Genomic DNA, 18,161 nt, shown 5'->3' with positions numbered 1-18,161 from the left:
TGATGGCTTAAATATATGTCAACTCATCACTCGTTACCCATTCCCCATTCCCCAGAATTGCCTCCGGCAATTTTCCTCATGGGCCCTACCGCCAGCGGGAAGACCGGCGTGGCGGTCGATCTGGTGCAGCGCCTGCCGTGCGAGATCATCAGTGTGGATTCGGCCATGGTCTACCGCGGCATGGACATCGGAACCGCCAAGCCTGATGCGGCGACGTTGGCGGCGGCGCCGCACCACCTGATCGACATCATCGACCCGACACGAAGCTATTCCGCCGCGCAGTTCCGCCAGGACGCGCTGCGGCTGATGGCGGAGATCACCTCGCGCGGCCATATTCCCCTGCTGGTGGGCGGCACCATGCTGTACTTCAAGGCGCTGCGGCAGGGGCTGAACGATTTGCCTCAAGCCGATCCGGCTACCCGCGCAAGCATCGATGCAATGGCCGTTGAAAGCGGCTGGCCCGCTGTACATGCGGAACTCGCCCGGCTCGACCCGGCCACCGCGGCGCGCCTCAATCCCGCCGACGCGCAGCGAATCCAGCGCGCATTGGAGGTGTGCATCCTGACCGGCCAGACGATGTCCTCGCTGCTTGAAAAGGACGCCGCTGCCGACCTGCCCTATAACGTCCATGCCTTGGCCCTGTTGCCAAGCGACCGCGCCATACTGCACCAGCGCATTGCCCAGCGTTTCGACATCATGCTGGCGCAAGGCCTAATCGATGAGGTGGAGCAATTGAGGCGGAATGGCGCTCTCGATCTTTCCCTGCCGTCGATGCGCTGCGTCGGCTACCGCCAAGCCTGGCAATATCTGGATGGCGAATTCGATTTGCCTGAGTTGCGTGAGAAAGGCATCGCCGCTACGCGCCAGTTGGCGAAGCGGCAGTTGACTTGGCTGCGTGGTATGGAGGGGATTGAAGAGTTCGACTGCCTGGAGAGAAACTTGAATGATGCGGTTTTCGACTGGCTCCGTGGGAAGCTATAAAAAAGCGGGACTGTAAAAATAGGGTATCCGGAATCTGGCATTGCAACATTCCCGGCTATAGCTGTTGTTTTCGCTATCGTGAGTTGGCATCCAGCATTGAATCAATTTAGGGCGGGGGACTACTTAGTGCCAGTTCCGATCACTGACGCCGCGTTGAAATTGATCTGACGGACGTCCGGTCTGCTCGCGATAGGAGACCTTCAGGAAAACGGATGCGATGCCAGATCGTCGGCCAAAGCTGACGATCTATTCTATAGTTCTAGGGTGTCTACTAAATTTGGAGCGATTCACTGCGCGTTGCCCGCCAGCATCTGGAACACCCAAGCCTGGTCGCACGTCTGACACAACCGCTCTATGGAAGAAGGAGACCGCGAGCGTTGGTTTTTTGGCCGAAAACGCCAGAGAGCTCGTGCTGATCTTGATGACCGTTTTCGCAGGATGGTGTCGCTTGACCGAGGAATGCCAGGAGCGGCCATTCAATGAAAAAAGTGGTTGGCACGGACTATATTGTTGATTAAAGGGGTGAGATTTCCACCCCTGCTGTCAGGTGGAAGAGAGGTTTGATCGTGCATCGGCATGACCCCAACTACGTAGTGGAGCTGGCCGGCCGGGTATTCGGCGGTGCGGCCAAGGCGGCCGAGTGGCTCGAGCAACCTCGTCTGCAGCTCGGCGGACACACGCCAATGGAGGTGCTGTCGACTGAAGGCGGTGCCCGGCGTGTCGAAGAACTGCTGGCGCAGATCGACGACGACAAGCGACTGGGGATCAGCTAGCCGCAGCTGGCACGTGACGTGCGCGCGCAGCCGACTGGTTGGCGGTGCATCGCAACGCGCATCGACTATGCTGAAACAGCACAGATTTTTTCATTCGTTTCTTGCGGAGGACTCTCATGCAAGCGCTTTGTTACTGGATGCACCCGCTGCTGCACCTGCATGGGCGCCGCGATTGAGCCATGGCAGAGCTCAGCGTAGCCGATCTGGCACAGGCCAAAGCCGCCGTGGGTGCACTGCTGGAAGGGCTGGGGCTTTCCGCCTACCTCTTCGCCGTCGAACCGAGGGAGGGCGCTTGGGCGGTCATCGTGGAATGCGCCACCGACTCCGGCTGGCAGCGCTCGGAGCTGCAGGCAGGCGCTGAACTTCTTGGCGCCAGCCTGCGCGACCCGGCAGCCAGAGCGGCGCTCCTCGACCAATGGCGCGCGCACCTGGCCGCCTGCAAGACAGACTGACTTCGTCCCTGTCGCGCTCGGGGATCGACACAAGCCCCTGGGCGGCGTGCTTCCAAAACCGACGTGATGCGGAGCCAAAGTCGGGGCCGGCCGCATGAATCAGAAATGGCCCAGCCGCCCCAGGTGCAGCTCGCGTCCCTGCCGGTTCAGATACAGGTCGCCCAACCGGACGATGCGGATATGGCGCCTCGGCACCGGTGTGTAGAGCGTGAGGCTGCGGCGGGCGAAGTCGATGCTGCTGACGATGCCAAGTCCCAGACATTCACCCGTCTTGTCTGCAACACCGCACAACAAGTGATCCAGACAATGCCGCGGGACTGACTGGATCCGTTCGGCAGAAGGCACCGTCTCATCCGCCACGGCGAGCAGCCCGTCGGGCAGGCGCTCGGCGTATAGAAAGCGCGAGTCTTCGACCGGCTGACCGTTGAACAGGCTTGCGCGCTGCACGATGACTTCTTGCAACCCGAAATCCAGCTCGCGCGCCTTCCGAAAATGGCGTTGGAACGCTTCCTCCCGGGCGCGCCGCCGCGCATTGGATGACTTCGGCGCGGCGAGGCGCGAGGGGCGCAGACGCAGGATATTCAGGTGGCGGGCGGCGTGACGAATGGGGGCGAGTTCCTCGCCGAGCTCCAGGCAGACCAGCACGTCCGGTTGCAGGGACTCGATCTGGAAGCCTTTCAGCACGCGACCCTTGCCCTGGACCAGGCCGGTGGTGTCGATCACCACGAACTCGCCCCTAGCCGCCTCGACCATGAGGCGCGTGCCCAGCACCAAGGGCAGGAAGTGGGCGATGGGGTTGATGTGCCCAACGAAATAGAGCGCATTGCAGCGTGCCTGGGCGAGCGCCGCGGATGCGTTGAGCTCGGCGAGCGCGACCGTCGCCGGCGGGCCCACGTCCTTCTGCCCGATGTCCGCATCGACGAAGGACGCCGTGCGCCCCACGCGCAACAGGGCATTCACCAGGAAGTTGCAATAGATGCTCTTGCCGCGATCGGCGGCGCCGACGACCAGGACGCGACGCCAATTTTTTGCCAGGATGCGCGCGGCGGAATGCTGCCAGGCTGCGGGAATGTGCAGCGGAGTCTCAGGCATGTTTGCGGGTACCGGCCCTGAGTTTCATTCGCGGTCTGTTTTTCGCGCGGACTCGAGCAGCGCACGCACTCGCTTGATCCCTTCCACTCCGCTCAGCATGACCAGCAGCGGCGGATGTCCGTCCAGCCCCGCAGCGGGAAGCATCAATGACGCATGGCGCGATGCCGGGTCATCCGGGTAAAGCTGCTTCAATGCCCGCTCGATACCGAGCAGGTGCCCTGCGCGTTCGAGCACGCCGGGGTCGTCGGGCAGGGGTTGCCCTTGCCTCAGGGGCGCGATGTCCGCCAGCCCCAGCAGCTCCGCCTGCTTCGCCGGATGGATGCCCCAAGCATCGAGCACGGTAAGCACCGCCTCGGCCAGGGCCTGCCGGGTCGCGGGGCTGTGCAGTTCGGGGAGCAGGGTGCGCGTCATGGTTGGCTGCCTTTTCCCCAGTATAGACAAGTTCCCTGTGGCAGTTTCGCCGGTGGCACAATATCGCTTTGCCAACCGTCCTTGCCATGGAAGCGATCCCGAGGATCACCGCAAGCGCGCGCATGGACCGCTACGAGATCCTGCTGCTCGATGCCTAACCAGGCGCTTAAGCGGGACGCCGCAAAAGCGCGGTGCCCCTTAGCTCTACTACAAGGGCTTCCCCATTTCATGCAAGTGCTTTGAGATTTTATCTTTTCATGTTCTGTTTTCCTGATAGTTCATGTTTTGCCTGCCAGTGCTGAGCGAGAAGATGGAGGACTGCGAAACTACAATCGGTCATATTGGGCATCTTGCCCGGACCCTGATGAAAGACGCGCGCCGGTACCTCACTCGTTAGTCGGGAGTGGCTTCTTCCCCTTGAGCTAATCAGGCTCTCCCGGCGCGGGTCCAACCCGCTTCACATCAACACGTGCAGTGCATCGGTGAATCTTGGCCGCCTTCCGGTGGCTCGCTAATTCCTTTCAGCATTCTTTTCCTGCAGACGTTTCTAAAGGGGTTCAGGCCGCGCTCGGACTCAGGCGAAAGTCTTCGCCGTATTTCAACACCGCCCAGGCCAGCCGCGCCGTTCTTGCAGGCTGCGCGCCCAGCGACTGAAGCCGTCCTGTTTGTCGCCGAGGCCTGCCAGAATGGATCGGGCGCCCATAACCAAAAGACTTCGCAGGTAGTGGTCGCCAGCCTTCGTGATCCGTCCCAATCGGGCCTTGCCGCCGCTGCTGTATTGCCCCGGCATCAGTCCGATCCAGGCAGCCACCTGGCGTCCGTTTTTAAAGTCGTGTCCGCAGCCGATACTGGCTAGAAGAGCGCTGGCGGTGACCGGGCCGATGCCGGGACGTTGCATCAGGCGCTTGCTGCGTGCATCCTCGCGTGCCGCTTTGGCGATGATGTGATCATACTCGGCGATTCGCGCTTCTAATTGGTCGGCATGGGACAACAGGTCGCCAATGCACTGATTGGCATAGCCCGGCAGGTCTTCGAGATGCGCACCGATCTCCCGCCGCAGGCAGGAGACCTTCTGCGGCAGGACGATGCCAAATTCGGTAATCAGGCCGCGCAGCCGGTTATAGACTGCCGTGCGTTCTTCGACGAAGCCCTGGCGTGTACGGTGCAGGCACAGGATGATCTGCTGGTGTCCTTCTTTGATTGGGACAAAACGCATGTGCGCCCGGGTGACGGCTTCGCAGATGGCGGCGGCGTCCGCCGCATCGTTCTTGCCGCGTTTACCACCCATGCGGTACGGCGTGACGAACTTCGGGGCCATCAGTTTGACGGTGTGGCCGTGCTGCCGAAACAGCCGCGCCCAGTGATGCGCCCCGGAGCAGGCTTCCATGCCGATCAGGGACGGCGGCAGTTGCGCGATAAGCGGCAGTAGTTGCTCGCGTATTACCTTTGGCTTGATCAGTACAGCCTTGCCGTTTTCATCAACGCCGTGAACTGCAAAAACATTCTTGGCGAGATCGATTCCTACCGTGATAATGTTCATGGACTTCCCCTTTCGTGGTTCTGATGTGAGGTGGAACTTCCATCATGGCACTTGTTGCCGACCGCGGCTTCCGCCGCAACCTCGGGACGGGGAAGTCCCTTTCATTTGTTGAACGTCCGGTTTACTGAAAATTGAATGGCCGTTCAGTGTCGGGAACTGCCTGTTGCCACAGTCTCAAACATGCCAGTTCCGGACATTCACAGATCACGAGGAAATGGCTGGTTAGGCGGGCAAAGCGGTCATTCAGCGTTCAAATTGAGGGGCGCGCCGCATTTGGCGCGTCCCTCTCGAATGCAGAGTTAGCCATTTATTTGATAACGCCGCATGCCATGCGCGCACCGCCACCGCCAAGCGGAGCAGGATGATCCACATAATTATCTCCCCCCACATGCACCATCAGCGAACGGCCTGCCAGATCCGCCGTTTTGAGGCGAGGGGCGAGTACCGGTTGACTGGCGTTACCTTCCGCATCCACGAAGAGCGCGGGCAGATCACCCAAATGGCCTTCACCCCAAGGAGTGTCATGGCGCTTCGCGTTGCGCGGGTCGTAATGGCCGCCCGCGGCAAGCGCGGGAACCATCTTCCCATCGCTCTCCTTCGGGTCGCAGCTCGGGTTCTGGTGCAGATGGAATCCATGCATTCCCGGGGGGAGCCCTTTCAGTGAAGGCGTAAACACCATGCCGTACGGCGATTCAGAGATTGATACCTGTCCAACACTGGAGCCAACACCCTTGGCATCGGCCATGTACATTTGCACGGTTGTGTCAGCCATTGCACTGCCAGCGCAGATCATGAGGGAGAGTGATGTGAGTTTCAGTTTCATATTGTTTTCTTTCGTGGTGGGTGGAAAAACAGGGGCTAACGATCAAGCTCAGTCGCGCTGCGAAGCGGTGTCGGCTGGAACGACTTGTTGGGTGCCAGTTGCATTTTGTTTCTCAAGAATTACCAGCGCAATTCCACCGAGTATGACTACGGACGCCAATACCAAGCGTAGGGTTACGGACTCGCCGAGGAAAACGATGCCACCTAAGGCGGCAATGACCGGAACACTGAGTTGCACTGTCGCGGCATTGGTTGCTTTCAACGCGGGTAATGCCGTGTACCAAATGGCGTACCCTATTCCGGAAGCCAGCGCGCCCGATGAAACCGCGTACCAAAATCCAGCGCTATCCAGAGAAGCGCCATCATGCATCAATATGCTCAATGCTGCCGCGATAGGAACAGCGCGCAGGAAATTCCCCGCCGTTACCCTGGTGGGATCACCCGCACCTTTCCCGCGCAAAGAATAGACGCCCCATGCAACCCCAGCGCTCAACATCAATAGGGAACCTAACAGGGGCGGTGCAGAAACACCTGGCAGCAACAGACCAACCAGTCCTCCGAGAGCGAGCACAAGACCGACGAGCTGCAGCCTCAGCAGAGGTTCCCCCACCCAAATGCCATGGCCGATCATCGTTGCCTGGACAGCGCCAAAGAGCAGCAGTGCACCCGTTGCCGCGGGCAGGCTCACATACGCAAAAGAAAAGCCAGCCGCATACGCAAATAACGCAAATGCCGATAGCCAGTTGCCCTTGCCGGTATGTGTGCCGCGACTCATTCGCGCGACCAGCCAAAGCATTACCGCTCCGGAGATCAGTCGGATTGTCGTAAAACTCGCTGCGTCGATGCTGGTGTGTTTTAGAGCGACACGGCACAGCAGCGAATTGCCCGCAAATGCAATCATGGCCAGCGACGTCAGGGCAACTATGCGTGCATATGACATTTCATTCCTTCAGGTAGTCCCCCAAAGCACCCAACGCTTAAGGTAGGGGCGCGCCGTTTGCGGCACGTTCCACTTGACCGCAGGGTTAGGCGGATCTCACGCCCACTTCTTGCCGAGGTCCTCCAAGCCAGCCTTTTGCAAATCCTCCGGGCTCATCAGAATGCGAAATTTACAATTGGCTTGGAAGTTGAGAAAGAAGGGCTCTGAAAAGGCCGGTACATCCGACGGAGTTTGAACGTTAATCACGAAGATTCCGCCGCGTGTTCCGTCCTGCTCCGTGAAGTAGGCCGCCTCCGGCTTGATTGTTTCGAGGATACGCCCAATGATCTCGCCCGCCTTTCCGCTTCTGACGAGGGAGTTGAAAGGCTCATGTGGGATTTCGACCGTAAGTAGCATTTTCATGTGATGACCTCCTTATGTTGCGGCATTTGAAGGCGGTGCCGCACACGCCTATAGATGAGCGTGTTGAACAGGCTGCCGCCACTCGCTTCTGTGTTGCGTTCGTTGACGCCAATCACCACGTGGATGCCGCCGTCCCAAGCGGCTTGGCACAGCGTGGCGGTGGTTGCCGGGGATGCTGACGGACTGGTCCAGTAAGTCGCCATAGAGTTACTGATTCAAGGCGATCTTGCCGGGTGGCAAATGCCAAATCCAGCCCGGGTAAGTCGGAATGAAGGCGAAGGCCTCCGGGAACACGGCGAGGCGTGTGCCGTTCTGACTGGCCTCGGCAATCAACCGACACGCCTACTCCATGGTGGCATCCCTGTCCATGTAAACCGGGGCCGCCTGGATAACGGCAATCTTGTATGTTTCTTGGTTCATGGACTTTTCCTAAGGATAGGAAATTTAAACGCACGAGCCAAAGTATCCCAAGCGTAAGTGCCTCGTCGGCCATCTACCGGGATTTGGCGTAGTCAATCATTCCTTGGAAGTCCACAACGACTGCCGGCTCGTTACCTACGACCCAGGCATCATGCCCTGAGGGAAGATTGGAAACGTCGCCGGGCTTGGCCTCAAGCTCAGTCCCGTCATCCATAAGTATCTTCAGAACGCCAGATACGTGATATTGCAAATGAGGAGCCTCACAGCTTTTTGTCTTGGCTATAGGCTGGACAGACGTTGCCCATCGCCAACCTGGCTCGAAGATTGCGCGACCAACTGTTGCGCCGCCAATCTTGACCAGCTCAAGCCGACCCTTCGGGAATTCACGAACCTCATCCGCATTCCCAAAACTCTTTAGTTCTGCCTTTTTCATCTTGCACCTCCTGTTTGATAACGAAGTTTTAATATAGCCGTCCAACGGACAGTTCGCGATAAGATAAAGACCTTAATTTTTAGGTACGAGGAAGGGTATATTTAGCGCAATGTGTTATCAAAAATTTATAGGCAAAGTCATGGCGCAAATATTCCAACTGATGAAAATCCCTTCAGCATTCATCACGTGGAACAGTCAATGTATGAGATGACTAAAACTGCGAAAATTTGGGTAAGCTGATTGCCCACTTCGACGGCGGCTAAGAAGTTGTCTGGAAAATGTCGTGGGTAACTGCAAAGCAAGGTGTCTTGAGCAAGGAATCTGGACTTTTCATAATGCCGCGTGAGCCTCCCGGAATGTGTGTTACAGGCTGGGGGTAAAGGGTGCCTGCTTCCGCTGTATTGCAGACGGTGGAGCATCTGGCCGCCACAGTCCGCACAGGGGCGGAACCGGGCGTTAGTCCAAGATTCAACAATGAGGTCTTTGGCACCCAAGGCGGGAAACCTCGGTCATTTCAACACTGGATTCCAGACGTCTTAGAAATGGCTCCCTAGGAATAGGGCTAGTGCCTTACGACTTGGGGGCACTAAGATTGTCCCCTATTTCTTTCCGCCGGTATCTCTTGCCTCTGAAGTGCCATTCATGCCCTCGATGACTTTTTTCAGTCCCTGGACACTTTCCTTGGTGTTCTTGCCGTTGATGATCAGTACGCCCTCCCGGGGAGTGGCGGTGGATCTTGCCGGCTTTGCGGCAGCAGGCTGTTTTTTTAGCGCCTCGATTTGAGCCTGCATTTCCTGATTGTGTTTTTTCATCGCTTCAATTTGCGTCTGGACGTCCTCTTCGGCCGGGGCGGGTGCGTCGGCAACGGGCGCTTCCGCTAGTGGTTCGGTAACCTCCGCAGCGGGTGTCGTGGCATCGCTTTCCTGTTGCGGTGCGGGTTCGCTCTGAGGTTGCTCGGTTTTCAGTTGCGGCGCTTGTTCTGCTGCTTTAGTCGGCTCTGACGCGGGTTGCCCGTCAGTTTTTATTTCCTGCGAAGTGGCGTTTTTAGCCGGTGGCGCTTCCTGGTGCTGTAGCGGCGCCAATAATTTAGTTGCAGAAAAAAAACCTCCTCCGGCTGCCAGCGGGATCAGGAGTGCCAGCACAATCACTAGCCGTTTCTGGGATTTTTTTGCGGGGATGTCCGAGAGTTCCGGTTCTTCATCCCGATGTTTCCTGTCTGTGTGTTTAGCCGAGGATTTGCGTACCTCGGGCTTTTCTTCGTCCTCGGTTTTGTCTTTTTTGCGTGAGGGCGTCAGGGTGCTTTTCAGTCGTGTCCAAAAGCCTGGTTTTGCCGGAGCCGGGTCGATTTCCGTGGCGACGATGGTTGCATCATCAGTGTTATTGTCGTTTTCCTCGGGCGCCTTTTTCTTTTTCCGGAATTTCAGGTTCATCGGCCATCCTCCTTGCGCGTTACCCGGGCTACGGCGCTACCGCGTGCGAAGGTGATGGAAAGCGCTTCATCCATCGCGATTTCCTTGCTGTCGTAGACGATTTTCCCGTCGGCCGAGCGCACCATGCTGAAGCCGCGTTCGAGCACCGACTGCGGGTTGAGATGGACGAGATTGGCCTGCAGTCGTTGCAGCCCGGTTTTATAGTCCTGCATCCGGTGAGACAAGGAAAGTTGCAGGCGCCGCGCCAGCTCTCGCTGTTGTGCTTCGCGTGTGGCAATGTCGGGTTTGGCCGCAGCCAGACGGTGAGCCAGTTTTTGCAAATGCCATTCGCGTTCGGCGAGAACATGGCCGGCGTTGTTGTTCAGGCGCTGGCCCAGGTGGGTCAGATGCGTCAGGCGTGCGTTCAGCCTTTCGCCGGGATGGACCAGCCGCCGCGACAGGTAATCCACTTGCTGCATGCGCTGTTCCAGCTTCTGTCGCAGATGGCGGTTCAGGCGGCTGTGCATAGCCTCGATCCGGTGCCGCAGGTCGGCGCGGTTGGGGCTGGCCTGTTCCGCCGCTGAAGTCGGCGTGGGGGCGCGTCGGTCGGCGACGAAATCGCTGATGGTAAAGTCGGTTTCGTGGCCGACGCCGCTGACCACCGGGATGGGGCAGGCATGGATCGCCCGCGCCACGATTTCTTCGTTGAAGGCCCACAGGTCTTCGATGCTGCCGCCGCCGCGGCAGACAATCAGCACGTCGCATTCGGCCCGGCTGGCGGCAGTGCGGATCGCGTCGGCGATTTTCGCCGCTGCGCCTTCGCCCTGCACCGGGGTGGGGTACAGGATGACCGGAATCGAGGGCATGCGCCGCCGCAGGGTGGTGAGGACATCGCGCAGTGCGGCGGCGGCAGGGGAAGTGACGATGCCGATTTGTCCGGGAAAGGCGGGCAGGGGTTTTTTGCATGCTTCGTCGAACAGCCCTTCCTGTTCCAGGCGTGCCTTGAGCTTTCCGAAGGCTGCGTACAGCGCGCCCAAGCCGGCACGCCGGATATTTTCGACGTTAAGCTGATATTCGCCACGCGGTTCGTACAGGGTGACCAGGGCGCGCACTTCGATCTGGTCACCGTTGCGCGGCTGCCAGTCGAGGTACTGGCTTTTGTGGCGGAACATCGCACAGCGCACCTGGGCATTGCCGTCCTTGAGGGAAAAATACCAGTGGCCGGACGCAGCAGCGATGAAATTGGAGACTTCTCCGGAAATCCACATCAGCGGGAAATTTCTCTCCAGTAACTGCTTCGCGCGGCGGTTCAGTTCGCTGACGCTGAGGACCGGAGATTCATCTGTAAGTGCTGGGGCGGAATGCATTTTTCCATTCTACATTAATCCACAAGTCTGGCGAATGTGGGTGTAACAAATTGCTATCACCATGAGCCTATTGCGTATTTTTTTAGTGGATTGATTTTAAACAATAAAACAGCAGGTTAAATTTTAACCTGCGTGAAATTCCCTTTTCCCTTGGGCAAGTTAGAGTAAGTGCATACAACTTGCCCACATAGTTATCCACAGTCTTTGTGGATAGTCAGTAAAGGGTTTTTACGACAAGAGCTTAATACGCTTTCTTGATGTTCTACTTAACCGGACTTGCCGAAAACCCTGTGGCAGGCTAAAGTTACGGGCGTTTAACTAGCAGCCGGAATTATAAGGGAGAAGGGCGAGTGTTATCCATTATTCAAGCAGCGGGCTGGCCGATCTGGCCGCTGATCATTGCATCGGTGATTTCCTTGACGATCATCGGCTGGCATTTATGGACGTTCAACCTGATCGCGCCCAGGGATTTGCTGCCCCAGGTGCGGGAATGGGTCAAGCAGGGCGCGGTGAACGCTGAAAAGCTGGCACAGCTGGAGAAGCACTCCTACCTGGGGCAGATTTTTGCGGCCGGGTTGAGGAATGCCAAGAGCTCGCGTGAAATGATGCAGGAAGAGATCGAGGAAACAGGTCGGCGCGTTGCCCACGAAATCGAGCAGCCCCGCCTGAAATATGGCCTGTCTTTCCTGGTTTCGCTCAACACGCTCGGCACCATCGCCTCGGTGAGCCCGCTGCTCGGGCTGTTCGGTACGGTGATCGGGATGGTGGAGATTTTCGGCGCGCTTCGGCCGAGCGGCGGTAGCCCCGCCGAACTGGCACACGGCATTTCGGTGGCGCTGTACAACACCGCCATGGGCCTGATTGTGGCGATTCCCAGCATGATTTTTTACCGCTATTTCCGCGCCCGCGCCGAAGCACTGGTGCTGGAAATGGAACAGCAGGCGATCAAGCTGGTGCAGATCGTCCACGGCGAGCGGAAGTAAATGGATTTTCAGCGCGGCAGGGCCAAGGAAGACCCCGAGATCAATCTGATCCCGATGATCGACGTGCTGCTAGTGATCCTGATTTTTCTGATGGTCACCACCACTTTTTCCCAGATTGCCGAATTGCAGATCAACCTGCCCACCGCCGAGGCGGAAAAGCCGGCGGACAAGCCCGCTGCCATCAACGTGGCGGTGGACGCCACCGGGCGTTACCTGGTCAACGGTTCGTCCGTGGCTGATTCAGACACCGCCGCGCTCAGCCTGGCGCTGCGCCGTGCCGCGGGGGACAAGCCGGATCCGGTGATTATCATCAATGCCGACGCCAAGGCGACCCACCAGGCGGTGGTGAACGTCATGGAGGCCGCGCGCCTGTCGGGTTACAGCCACATCACTTTTGCCACTCAGGCAAAGCCGGAAAAGTAGGCGGTGGGATTGGGACAAGCGCTCAATCCCGAATAGTATGCTCTGGCTCCAACGACAATGGCTTCGACTAACGCCGTGGCATGTTGTGCTGTTTCCCCTGAGTATCCTGTTCGGGCTGGTTGCAGCGCTGCGTCGAGTGCTTTACCGCATCGGACTGCTGCGCGCTATCCGATTGCCGGTGCCGGTGATCGTGGTCGGCAATATCAGCGTCGGCGGTACCGGAAAAACTCCGCTGGTGCTTTGGCTGGCTGATTTTCTGCGGCAACAGGGCTACCATCCCGGAATTGTCAGTCGCGGCTACGGTGGCAGCATACAGGGCGCGGTGGCAGTTGATATCCGCAGTGACCCGGCGATAGTGGGCGATGAACCGCTGCTGTTGGCGAGAAAAAGCGGTTGCCCGGTCTGGGTTGGCCGCGATCGGGTGGCGGCAGGAAATGCTTTGCTGCGAGCGCATCCGGAGTGCGACGTACTGGTGAGCGACGATGGCCTGCAGCATTTCCGCCTCGACCGCGATATGGAAATCGCGGTGGTGGACGGGGAGCGCAAATTCGGAAATGGCTTGTTGTTGCCTGCAGGTCCATTGCGTGAAGGTGTTTCTCGCCTCAGGTCGGTGGATGCGGTGGTGGTGAACGGCGGCAGCCTGAAGGCGGCCATGCTGCTACGCAACGAGTTCGAAATGAGCCTGGAAGGCGAGGTGTTTTGCAATCTGCGCCATCCGGAAATGCGCGCTGTTGCGGCTGATTTTGGCGGCAAGAAACTTCATGCCGTGGCCGGCATCGGTAACCCGCAACGGTTTTTCGCTCATTTGCGCAGGCTGGGGTTGGCGTTCGAGGAACACGCTTTCCCTGATCATTGCGTCTTTCGGCCGCAGGATCTGGATTACGATGATGCCGATGCGTTGCTGATGACCGAGAAGGATGCGGTCAAATGCGCCGGTTTCGCCGACGAACGCTATTGGGCGCTGGCGGTGGAAGCCATACTGTCACCGGCTTTCGGACAAACAGTACTACAAAAATTGAGGGATATTGATGGACGCCAAACTGCTTGAAATTCTGGTATGCCCGTTGTGCAAGGGGCCGTTGGTCTACAAAAAAGCCGAGCAGGAGCTGATTTGCAAGCCTTGTCGCCTGGCTTACCCGGTTCGCGATGATATTCCGGTGATGCTGGAGGATGAGGCGCGCAAGCTGCCGCCAGAGGAAGAGGTGTAATGAGTGATGGGTAATGTGCCGCCCATCACTCATCACCCGTCACTCATTACCGTGAACTTCAAGGTCGTCATCCCTGCCCGCTTCGCCTCCATCCGTCTGCCCGGCAAGCCGTTGCTCGACATTGCCGGTCGACCCATGGTGTTGCATGTGGTCGAACGCGCTCTGGAGAGCGGTGCCGATGAAGTCTGGGTGGCGACTGACCACCAGGGCGTCGCCGATGCCGTGCGCGCCAGCGGTCACTCTGTTTGCATGACTTCACCCGACCATCCCTCCGGCACCGATCGCATTGCCGAGGTGGCAAGTCAACGCGGTTGGGGTGACGACGAGATTGTGGTCAACGTGCAGGGCGACGAGCCGCTGATCGAACCGTCGCTGATCCGCGAGGTGGCGCAACATCTTCACGACCATCCCGGGGCGGCGATTTCCACCGCCTGCCACGCCATCCATGATGGCGCCGACCTGTTCAATCCGAATATCGTCAAGGTGGTGACCGACCGCGAAGGTCATGCTTTGTATTTCAGCCGCGCGCCGATTCCCTGGGCGCGCGATGCGTTCGCTGCTGCGCCGGAAAATTTCCCGGCGGGGCTGCCTGCCTATCGCCATATCGGTATCTATGCCTACCGCACCTCGTTCCTGAAAATTTACCAACAGCTGCAGCCTGCCTCCATCGAGCAGTTCGAGGCGCTGGAGCAGCTGCGTGCGCTGTGGCACGGCTACCGCATTGGTGTTGCAGTGGTTGAGCAGGCGCCTGTTGCGGGCGTGGATACCGAGGAGGATCTGCAAAGAGTAAGGAGTATCCTTAGATAGTTTTATGGGCTGATACAAAATTTGAATGTGCATCTGTAAGTGTTTTTGAATATCCTTGACGACGAGCTGGGTAAAAATATATTTGGTCGGGCATGCGCCCGGGCAAACCACAAACACACAATAACGGGAGGTTTTATGCGTTTAATTCTATTGGGCGGCCCTGGCGCCGGTAAAGGCACTCAGGCTACTTTCATCAAGGAAAAATTCGGTATTCCGCAAATTTCCACTGGCGACATGCTGCGCGCTGCGGTCAAGGCCGGCACCGAGCTGGGTATTGCTGCCAAGAAGATCATGGACGCGGGCGGTTTGGTGTCGGATGAAATCATCATCGGTCTGGTCAAAGACCGCATCCAGGAAGCGGATTGCGCCAAGGGTTTCCTGTTCGACGGTTTCCCGCGCACCATTCCGCAGGCCGACGCGATGAAGGCCGCCGGCGTGCCGATCGATTACGTGGTCGAGATCGACGTTCCTGACGAAGAAATCGTCAAGCGCATGTCCGGTCGCCGTGCCCACCTGGCTTCCGGTCGCACCTACCACGTCATCTTCAATCCGCCCAAAGTGGCCGGCAAGGATGACGTTACCGGCGAAGACCTGATCCAGCGCGACGACGACAAGGAAGAAACCGTGAAGAAGCGTCTCGACGTGTACCACGCCCAGACCGAGCCGCTGGTTAAATACTACGCCGACTGGGCTGCTTCCGGCGCGGCTGGCGCGCCCAAGTGCGTCAAGGTTTCCGGCATCGGCAAAGTGGATCAGATTCGCGACGCCATTTTTGCCGCATTGGGTTAATCGCTTCAGCATGAGCGGCGTCCCCGACATCACCGATTCCGAGCTCTGGGTGGTCAAGGCCACCCTCAAGGAGCGCTACGGCAAGCCGGTGGAAGTGCAGTTGGCCGATGTCGAATTGCGTCTGGATCCCGCCGTGCCGGAGTTGACGCTTTGCCCCGCGATGGTATGGAAGGAGCAGGGCGCCGGTTTCGTGATATCCAAGGTTGGCGACCATCGTTTCCGCTGCCAGTTCTTTTACTCGGTGCGCGAGCAATACGGTACCGGCAAGGCGGAATACGATGACCTGCTCGAATGTGTGGTGGCCCTGCTCAAACTCCAGGCCGACCACCAAGCGAAGCGTCAGCAGAATCAATAATTAAAGGGAGTCTTAAAGATATGGCGAAGAAGAACGCTTTTTATGCCCAATCCGGTGGCGTGACCGCGGTGATCAATGCATCCGCCTGCGGTCTGATCGAGACGGCGCGCATGCACAAGGATAAAATCGGCAAGGTCTACGCCGGCCGCAACGGCATCATCGGCGCGTTGACCGAAGACCTGATCGACACCAGCAAGGATACAGCCAAGGCCATCGCCGCGTTGCGCCACACGCCGTCCGGTGCGTTCGGCTCCTGCCGCTTCAAGATGAAAAGCCTGGAAGAGAACAAGCTCCAGTACGAGCGCCTGATCGAGGTGTTCAAGGCGCATAACATCGGCTACTTTTTCTACAACGGTGGCGGCGATTCCGCCGACACCTGCCTGAAAGTGTCGCAGCTTTCGGAAAAGATGGGCTATCCGATCCAGGCCATCCATGTGCCGAAGACCGTGGATAACGACCTGCCGATCACCGACAACTGCCCCGGCTTCGGTTCTGTTGCCAAGTACATCGCCGTTTCCACTTTGGAAGCGACCTTCGACGTGGCGTCTATGTGCAAGACATCGACCAAGGTGTTCGTGCTCGAAGTGATGGGTCGTCACGCAGGCTGGATCGCTGCCGCTGGCGGACTGGCTTCTACCAAGGACGCTGAGCAACCGATCGTGATCCTGTTCCCGGAAGTGACATTTAACAAAGAAAAGTTCCTTGCCCGCGTGGACGAGTTGGTCAAGAAATTCGGCTACTGCACCGTGGTCGTGTCCGAAGGTGTGATGAGCGCCGACGGCAAGTTCCTCGCCGACCAGGGACTCAAGGATGCCTTCGGCCATGCCCAACTGGGTGGCGTAGCGCCGGTAGTGGCTAACATCGTTCGTGAAGGTCTCGGCCTCAAGTACCACTGGGGCGTGGCCGATTACCTGCAACGCGCCGCTCGCCACATCGCTTCGAAGAGTGACGTGGATCAGGCCTATGCCATGGGTAAGGCGGCGGTCGAGTTTGCACTCAAGGGCCACAATTCCGTGATGCCGACCATTGACCGCGTGTCGAACCAGCCCTACAAGTGGAAGGTCGGCATGGCGCAGCTCAGCAAGGTGGCCAACGTCGAAAAGATGATGCCGAAAAACTTCATCACCAAGGATGGCTTTGGTATCACCGAAAAGTGTCGCGAATACCTGGCACCCCTGATCAAGGGCGAGGACTACCCGCCCTACAAGGATGGCCTGCCACAATATGTTCGGCTCAAGAACGTAGCGGTGCCGAAGAAGCTGGACGAATTCAAGCTTTAAGTCCTGGGAGTAAAGAATGAACTTGCTGCTGAATAAACCGTTTTATCGGCTCAGTGGCAAGTTCTTTCCCGCGTGCGTAGCCGGTCGAACGCATTTTGCAGGATTGTTTCGGACTAAAAGCTGATTCCTATATGTATTTTATTTGTTCTGGGTCAGTGTTTTGTAAAAGTAGTTTGAGTTTTTGGGCGTTTGGTGTGAGGGCATTTGGCCGGCCCTGATCGGCCGGCTTAACTTGGGGAGAGTAATTATGTCAGGTGGACTGGTATTTGCGCTGTTATGCGCGATTGCGGCGCTTCTATATGGAGCGGTTTCGATTAAGTGGATTTTGGGCTTGCCGACCGGCAACGATCGCATGCGAGAAATCGCCGCTGCGGTGCAGGAAGGGGCTCAGGCTTACCTGAACCGGCAGTACGTTACCATTGGTATCGTCGGTGCAATCCTGCTGGTGGCCATTTTTGTCGCACTGGGCTGGCAAACTGCCGTCGGCTTCGCCCTCGGTGCAGTTCTGTCTGGCCTGACGGGTTATATCGGCATGAACGTATCGGTACGCGCCAACGTGCGCACCGCGGAAGCCGCCAAGAATGGCCTTAACGCCGCCCTGAACGTGGCCTTCAAGGGTGGCGCGATCACTGGCATGCTGGTGGTTGGCCTGGGCCTCCTCGGTGTGGCGGGCTATTACGCTTTCCTCACCATGGTGATGGGCACCACCACCGCCGAAGCCACTCACGCTCTGGTGGGTCTGGCCTTCGGCGGTTCGCTGATTTCCATCTTCGCCCGTCTCGGCGGCGGCATCTTCACCAAGGGCGCAGACGTCGGTGCCGACCTGGTGGGCAAGGTCGAAGCCGGCATTCCCGAGGACGACCCACGCAACCCAGCGGTGATTGCCGACAACGTCGGCGACAACGTCGGCGACTGCGCTGGTATGGCTGCCGACCTGTTCGAGACCTACGCCGTGACCATCATCGCCACCATGCTCCTGGGTGGACTGCTGATTACCGGTTCTCCCGAAGCGGTGATCTACCCGCTGGTGCTGGGCGGTTTCTCCATCATTGCCTCCATCGCGGGCACTTTCTTCGTTACGGCGCGTGAGGGCGGCAAGATCATGAACGCGTTGTATCGCGGCCTGATCGTTTCCGGCGTGCTGGCAGCCATCGCCTTCTATCCCATCACCACCATGATGATGGGCGAAGGCGTGATGATCGAGGGCAAGCTGATTTCGTCGTTGAACCTGTACTTCGCCGCATTAATCGGCTTGGGGCTGACCGCCGCCATGG

At 58.4% G+C, this 18,161-nt stretch carries 21 protein-coding genes and 1 pseudogene; 12 read left to right on the top strand and 10 right to left on the bottom strand.

The features are described from left to right. Positions 1-78: 78 nt before the first annotated feature. The 3 genes from miaA (at position 79) to VMV64_RS06080 (ending at position 2,206) form a co-directional block, all read left to right on the top strand. Positions 79-981: a tRNA (adenosine(37)-N6)-dimethylallyltransferase MiaA gene (miaA, locus tag VMV64_RS06090; RefSeq protein ID WP_325329065.1), complete on the top strand. Its 903-nt coding sequence runs from the start codon at positions 79-81 to the stop codon at positions 979-981. A 566-nt stretch (positions 982-1,547) separates the two neighbouring features. After that, positions 1,548-1,754, top strand: coding sequence for an MbcA/ParS/Xre antitoxin family protein (locus VMV64_RS06085; protein ID WP_325329118.1), 207 nt, complete (start codon positions 1,548-1,550; stop codon positions 1,752-1,754). A gap of 179 nt (positions 1,755-1,933) precedes the next feature. Then, entirely contained in the window at positions 1,934-2,206 is a 273-nt protein-coding gene (locus VMV64_RS06080) for a hypothetical protein (RefSeq protein ID WP_325329064.1), read from the top strand. Positions 2,207-2,305: 99 nt separating this feature from the next. Here the strand turns inward: VMV64_RS06080 and VMV64_RS06075 are convergent, their stop codons facing one another. The 10 genes and pseudogenes from VMV64_RS06075 to xseA all read right to left on the bottom strand — a co-directional run bounded on the left by VMV64_RS06075 (position 2,306) and on the right by xseA (position 11,042). Next, the gene (locus VMV64_RS06075) at positions 2,306-3,298 is read right to left on the bottom strand and encodes a Clp1/GlmU family protein (protein ID WP_325329063.1); all 993 of its coding nucleotides are present in this window, start codon (positions 3,296-3,298) and stop codon (positions 2,306-2,308) included. A gap of 24 nt (positions 3,299-3,322) precedes the next feature. Beyond that, the gene (locus VMV64_RS06070; RefSeq protein WP_325329062.1) at positions 3,323-3,709 is read right to left on the bottom strand and encodes a hypothetical protein; all 387 of its coding nucleotides are present in this window, start codon (positions 3,707-3,709) and stop codon (positions 3,323-3,325) included. Positions 3,710-4,266: 557 nt separating this feature from the next. Beyond that, positions 4,267-5,249, bottom strand: a pseudogene (locus tag VMV64_RS06065) (IS110 family transposase). A gap of 307 nt (positions 5,250-5,556) precedes the next feature. Further along, entirely contained in the window at positions 5,557-6,072 is a 516-nt protein-coding gene (gene sodC / locus VMV64_RS06060) for a superoxide dismutase [Cu-Zn] SodC (RefSeq protein ID WP_325329061.1), read from the bottom strand. A 48-nt stretch (positions 6,073-6,120) separates the two neighbouring features. Next, positions 6,121-7,011 (bottom strand): DMT family transporter, encoded by an 891-nt coding sequence (locus VMV64_RS06055; RefSeq protein ID WP_325329060.1) that lies wholly within the window; start codon positions 7,009-7,011, stop codon positions 6,121-6,123. A 96-nt stretch (positions 7,012-7,107) separates the two neighbouring features. Further along, positions 7,108-7,413, bottom strand: coding sequence for a hypothetical protein (locus VMV64_RS06050; RefSeq protein WP_325329059.1), 306 nt, complete (start codon positions 7,411-7,413; stop codon positions 7,108-7,110). Further along, a complete protein-coding gene (locus tag VMV64_RS06045) occupies positions 7,410-7,616 on the bottom strand; it encodes a hypothetical protein (RefSeq protein WP_325329058.1) in 207 nt (68 codons plus the stop codon). The genes VMV64_RS06050 and VMV64_RS06045 overlap by 4 nt, the downstream gene beginning before the upstream one ends. 290 nt (positions 7,617-7,906) lie before the next feature. Further along, on the bottom strand, positions 7,907-8,266 hold the full coding sequence (locus tag VMV64_RS06040) for a cupin domain-containing protein (RefSeq protein ID WP_325329057.1): 360 nt from the start codon (positions 8,264-8,266) through the stop codon (positions 7,907-7,909). Between the two features lie 599 nt (positions 8,267-8,865). Then, complete coding sequence (locus VMV64_RS06035; RefSeq protein ID WP_325329056.1) at positions 8,866-9,696, bottom strand: hypothetical protein; 831 nt, start codon at positions 9,694-9,696, stop codon at positions 8,866-8,868. Beyond that, positions 9,693-11,042: an exodeoxyribonuclease VII large subunit gene (gene xseA, locus VMV64_RS06030; RefSeq protein WP_325329055.1), complete on the bottom strand. Its 1,350-nt coding sequence runs from the start codon at positions 11,040-11,042 to the stop codon at positions 9,693-9,695. Before xseA ends, VMV64_RS06035 begins: the two co-directional genes overlap by 4 nt. Before the next feature lie 350 nt (positions 11,043-11,392). On the opposite strand from xseA, the gene VMV64_RS06025 reads away from it, so the two are divergent. The 9 genes from VMV64_RS06025 to VMV64_RS05985 all read left to right on the top strand — a co-directional run. Then, the gene (locus VMV64_RS06025) at positions 11,393-12,025 is read left to right on the top strand and encodes a MotA/TolQ/ExbB proton channel family protein (protein WP_325329054.1); all 633 of its coding nucleotides are present in this window, start codon (positions 11,393-11,395) and stop codon (positions 12,023-12,025) included. Then, a complete protein-coding gene (locus tag VMV64_RS06020; protein WP_325329053.1) occupies positions 12,026-12,448 on the top strand; it encodes a biopolymer transporter ExbD in 423 nt (140 codons plus the stop codon). It begins immediately after the preceding gene. Between the two features lie 37 nt (positions 12,449-12,485). Beyond that, complete coding sequence (gene lpxK / locus VMV64_RS06015; protein WP_414718844.1) at positions 12,486-13,496, top strand: tetraacyldisaccharide 4'-kinase; 1,011 nt, start codon at positions 12,486-12,488, stop codon at positions 13,494-13,496. Beyond that, entirely contained in the window at positions 13,477-13,656 is a 180-nt protein-coding gene (locus tag VMV64_RS06010; RefSeq protein WP_325329051.1) for a Trm112 family protein, read from the top strand. The genes lpxK and VMV64_RS06010 overlap by 20 nt, the downstream gene beginning before the upstream one ends. A gap of 6 nt (positions 13,657-13,662) precedes the next feature. Next, the gene (gene kdsB, locus VMV64_RS06005) at positions 13,663-14,463 is read left to right on the top strand and encodes a 3-deoxy-manno-octulosonate cytidylyltransferase (RefSeq protein ID WP_325329117.1); all 801 of its coding nucleotides are present in this window, start codon (positions 13,663-13,665) and stop codon (positions 14,461-14,463) included. Between the two features lie 135 nt (positions 14,464-14,598). After that, positions 14,599-15,252, top strand: coding sequence for an adenylate kinase (gene adk, locus VMV64_RS06000; protein WP_325329050.1), 654 nt, complete (start codon positions 14,599-14,601; stop codon positions 15,250-15,252). Between the two features lie 10 nt (positions 15,253-15,262). Next, positions 15,263-15,607 carry a hypothetical protein gene (locus VMV64_RS05995; protein ID WP_325329049.1) on the top strand — a complete coding sequence of 115 codons (345 nt, stop codon included), beginning with the start codon at positions 15,263-15,265 and terminating at the stop codon, positions 15,605-15,607. 20 nt (positions 15,608-15,627) lie between these two features. Beyond that, the gene (locus VMV64_RS05990) at positions 15,628-16,887 is read left to right on the top strand and encodes a 6-phosphofructokinase (RefSeq protein ID WP_325329048.1); all 1,260 of its coding nucleotides are present in this window, start codon (positions 15,628-15,630) and stop codon (positions 16,885-16,887) included. Positions 16,888-17,134: 247 nt separating this feature from the next. Then, positions 17,135-18,161, top strand: a 1,027-nt coding sequence (locus VMV64_RS05985; RefSeq protein ID WP_325329047.1) for a sodium/proton-translocating pyrophosphatase, incomplete at its 3' end; no start/stop codon positions are given.

The organism is Sulfuricella sp. (assembly GCF_035531155.1).
GTDB lineage: Bacteria > Pseudomonadota > Gammaproteobacteria > Burkholderiales > Sulfuricellaceae > Sulfuricella.
The sequence above is the reverse complement of the archived record's forward strand: the minus strand, read 5'-3'. Positions and strand labels throughout refer to the sequence as shown.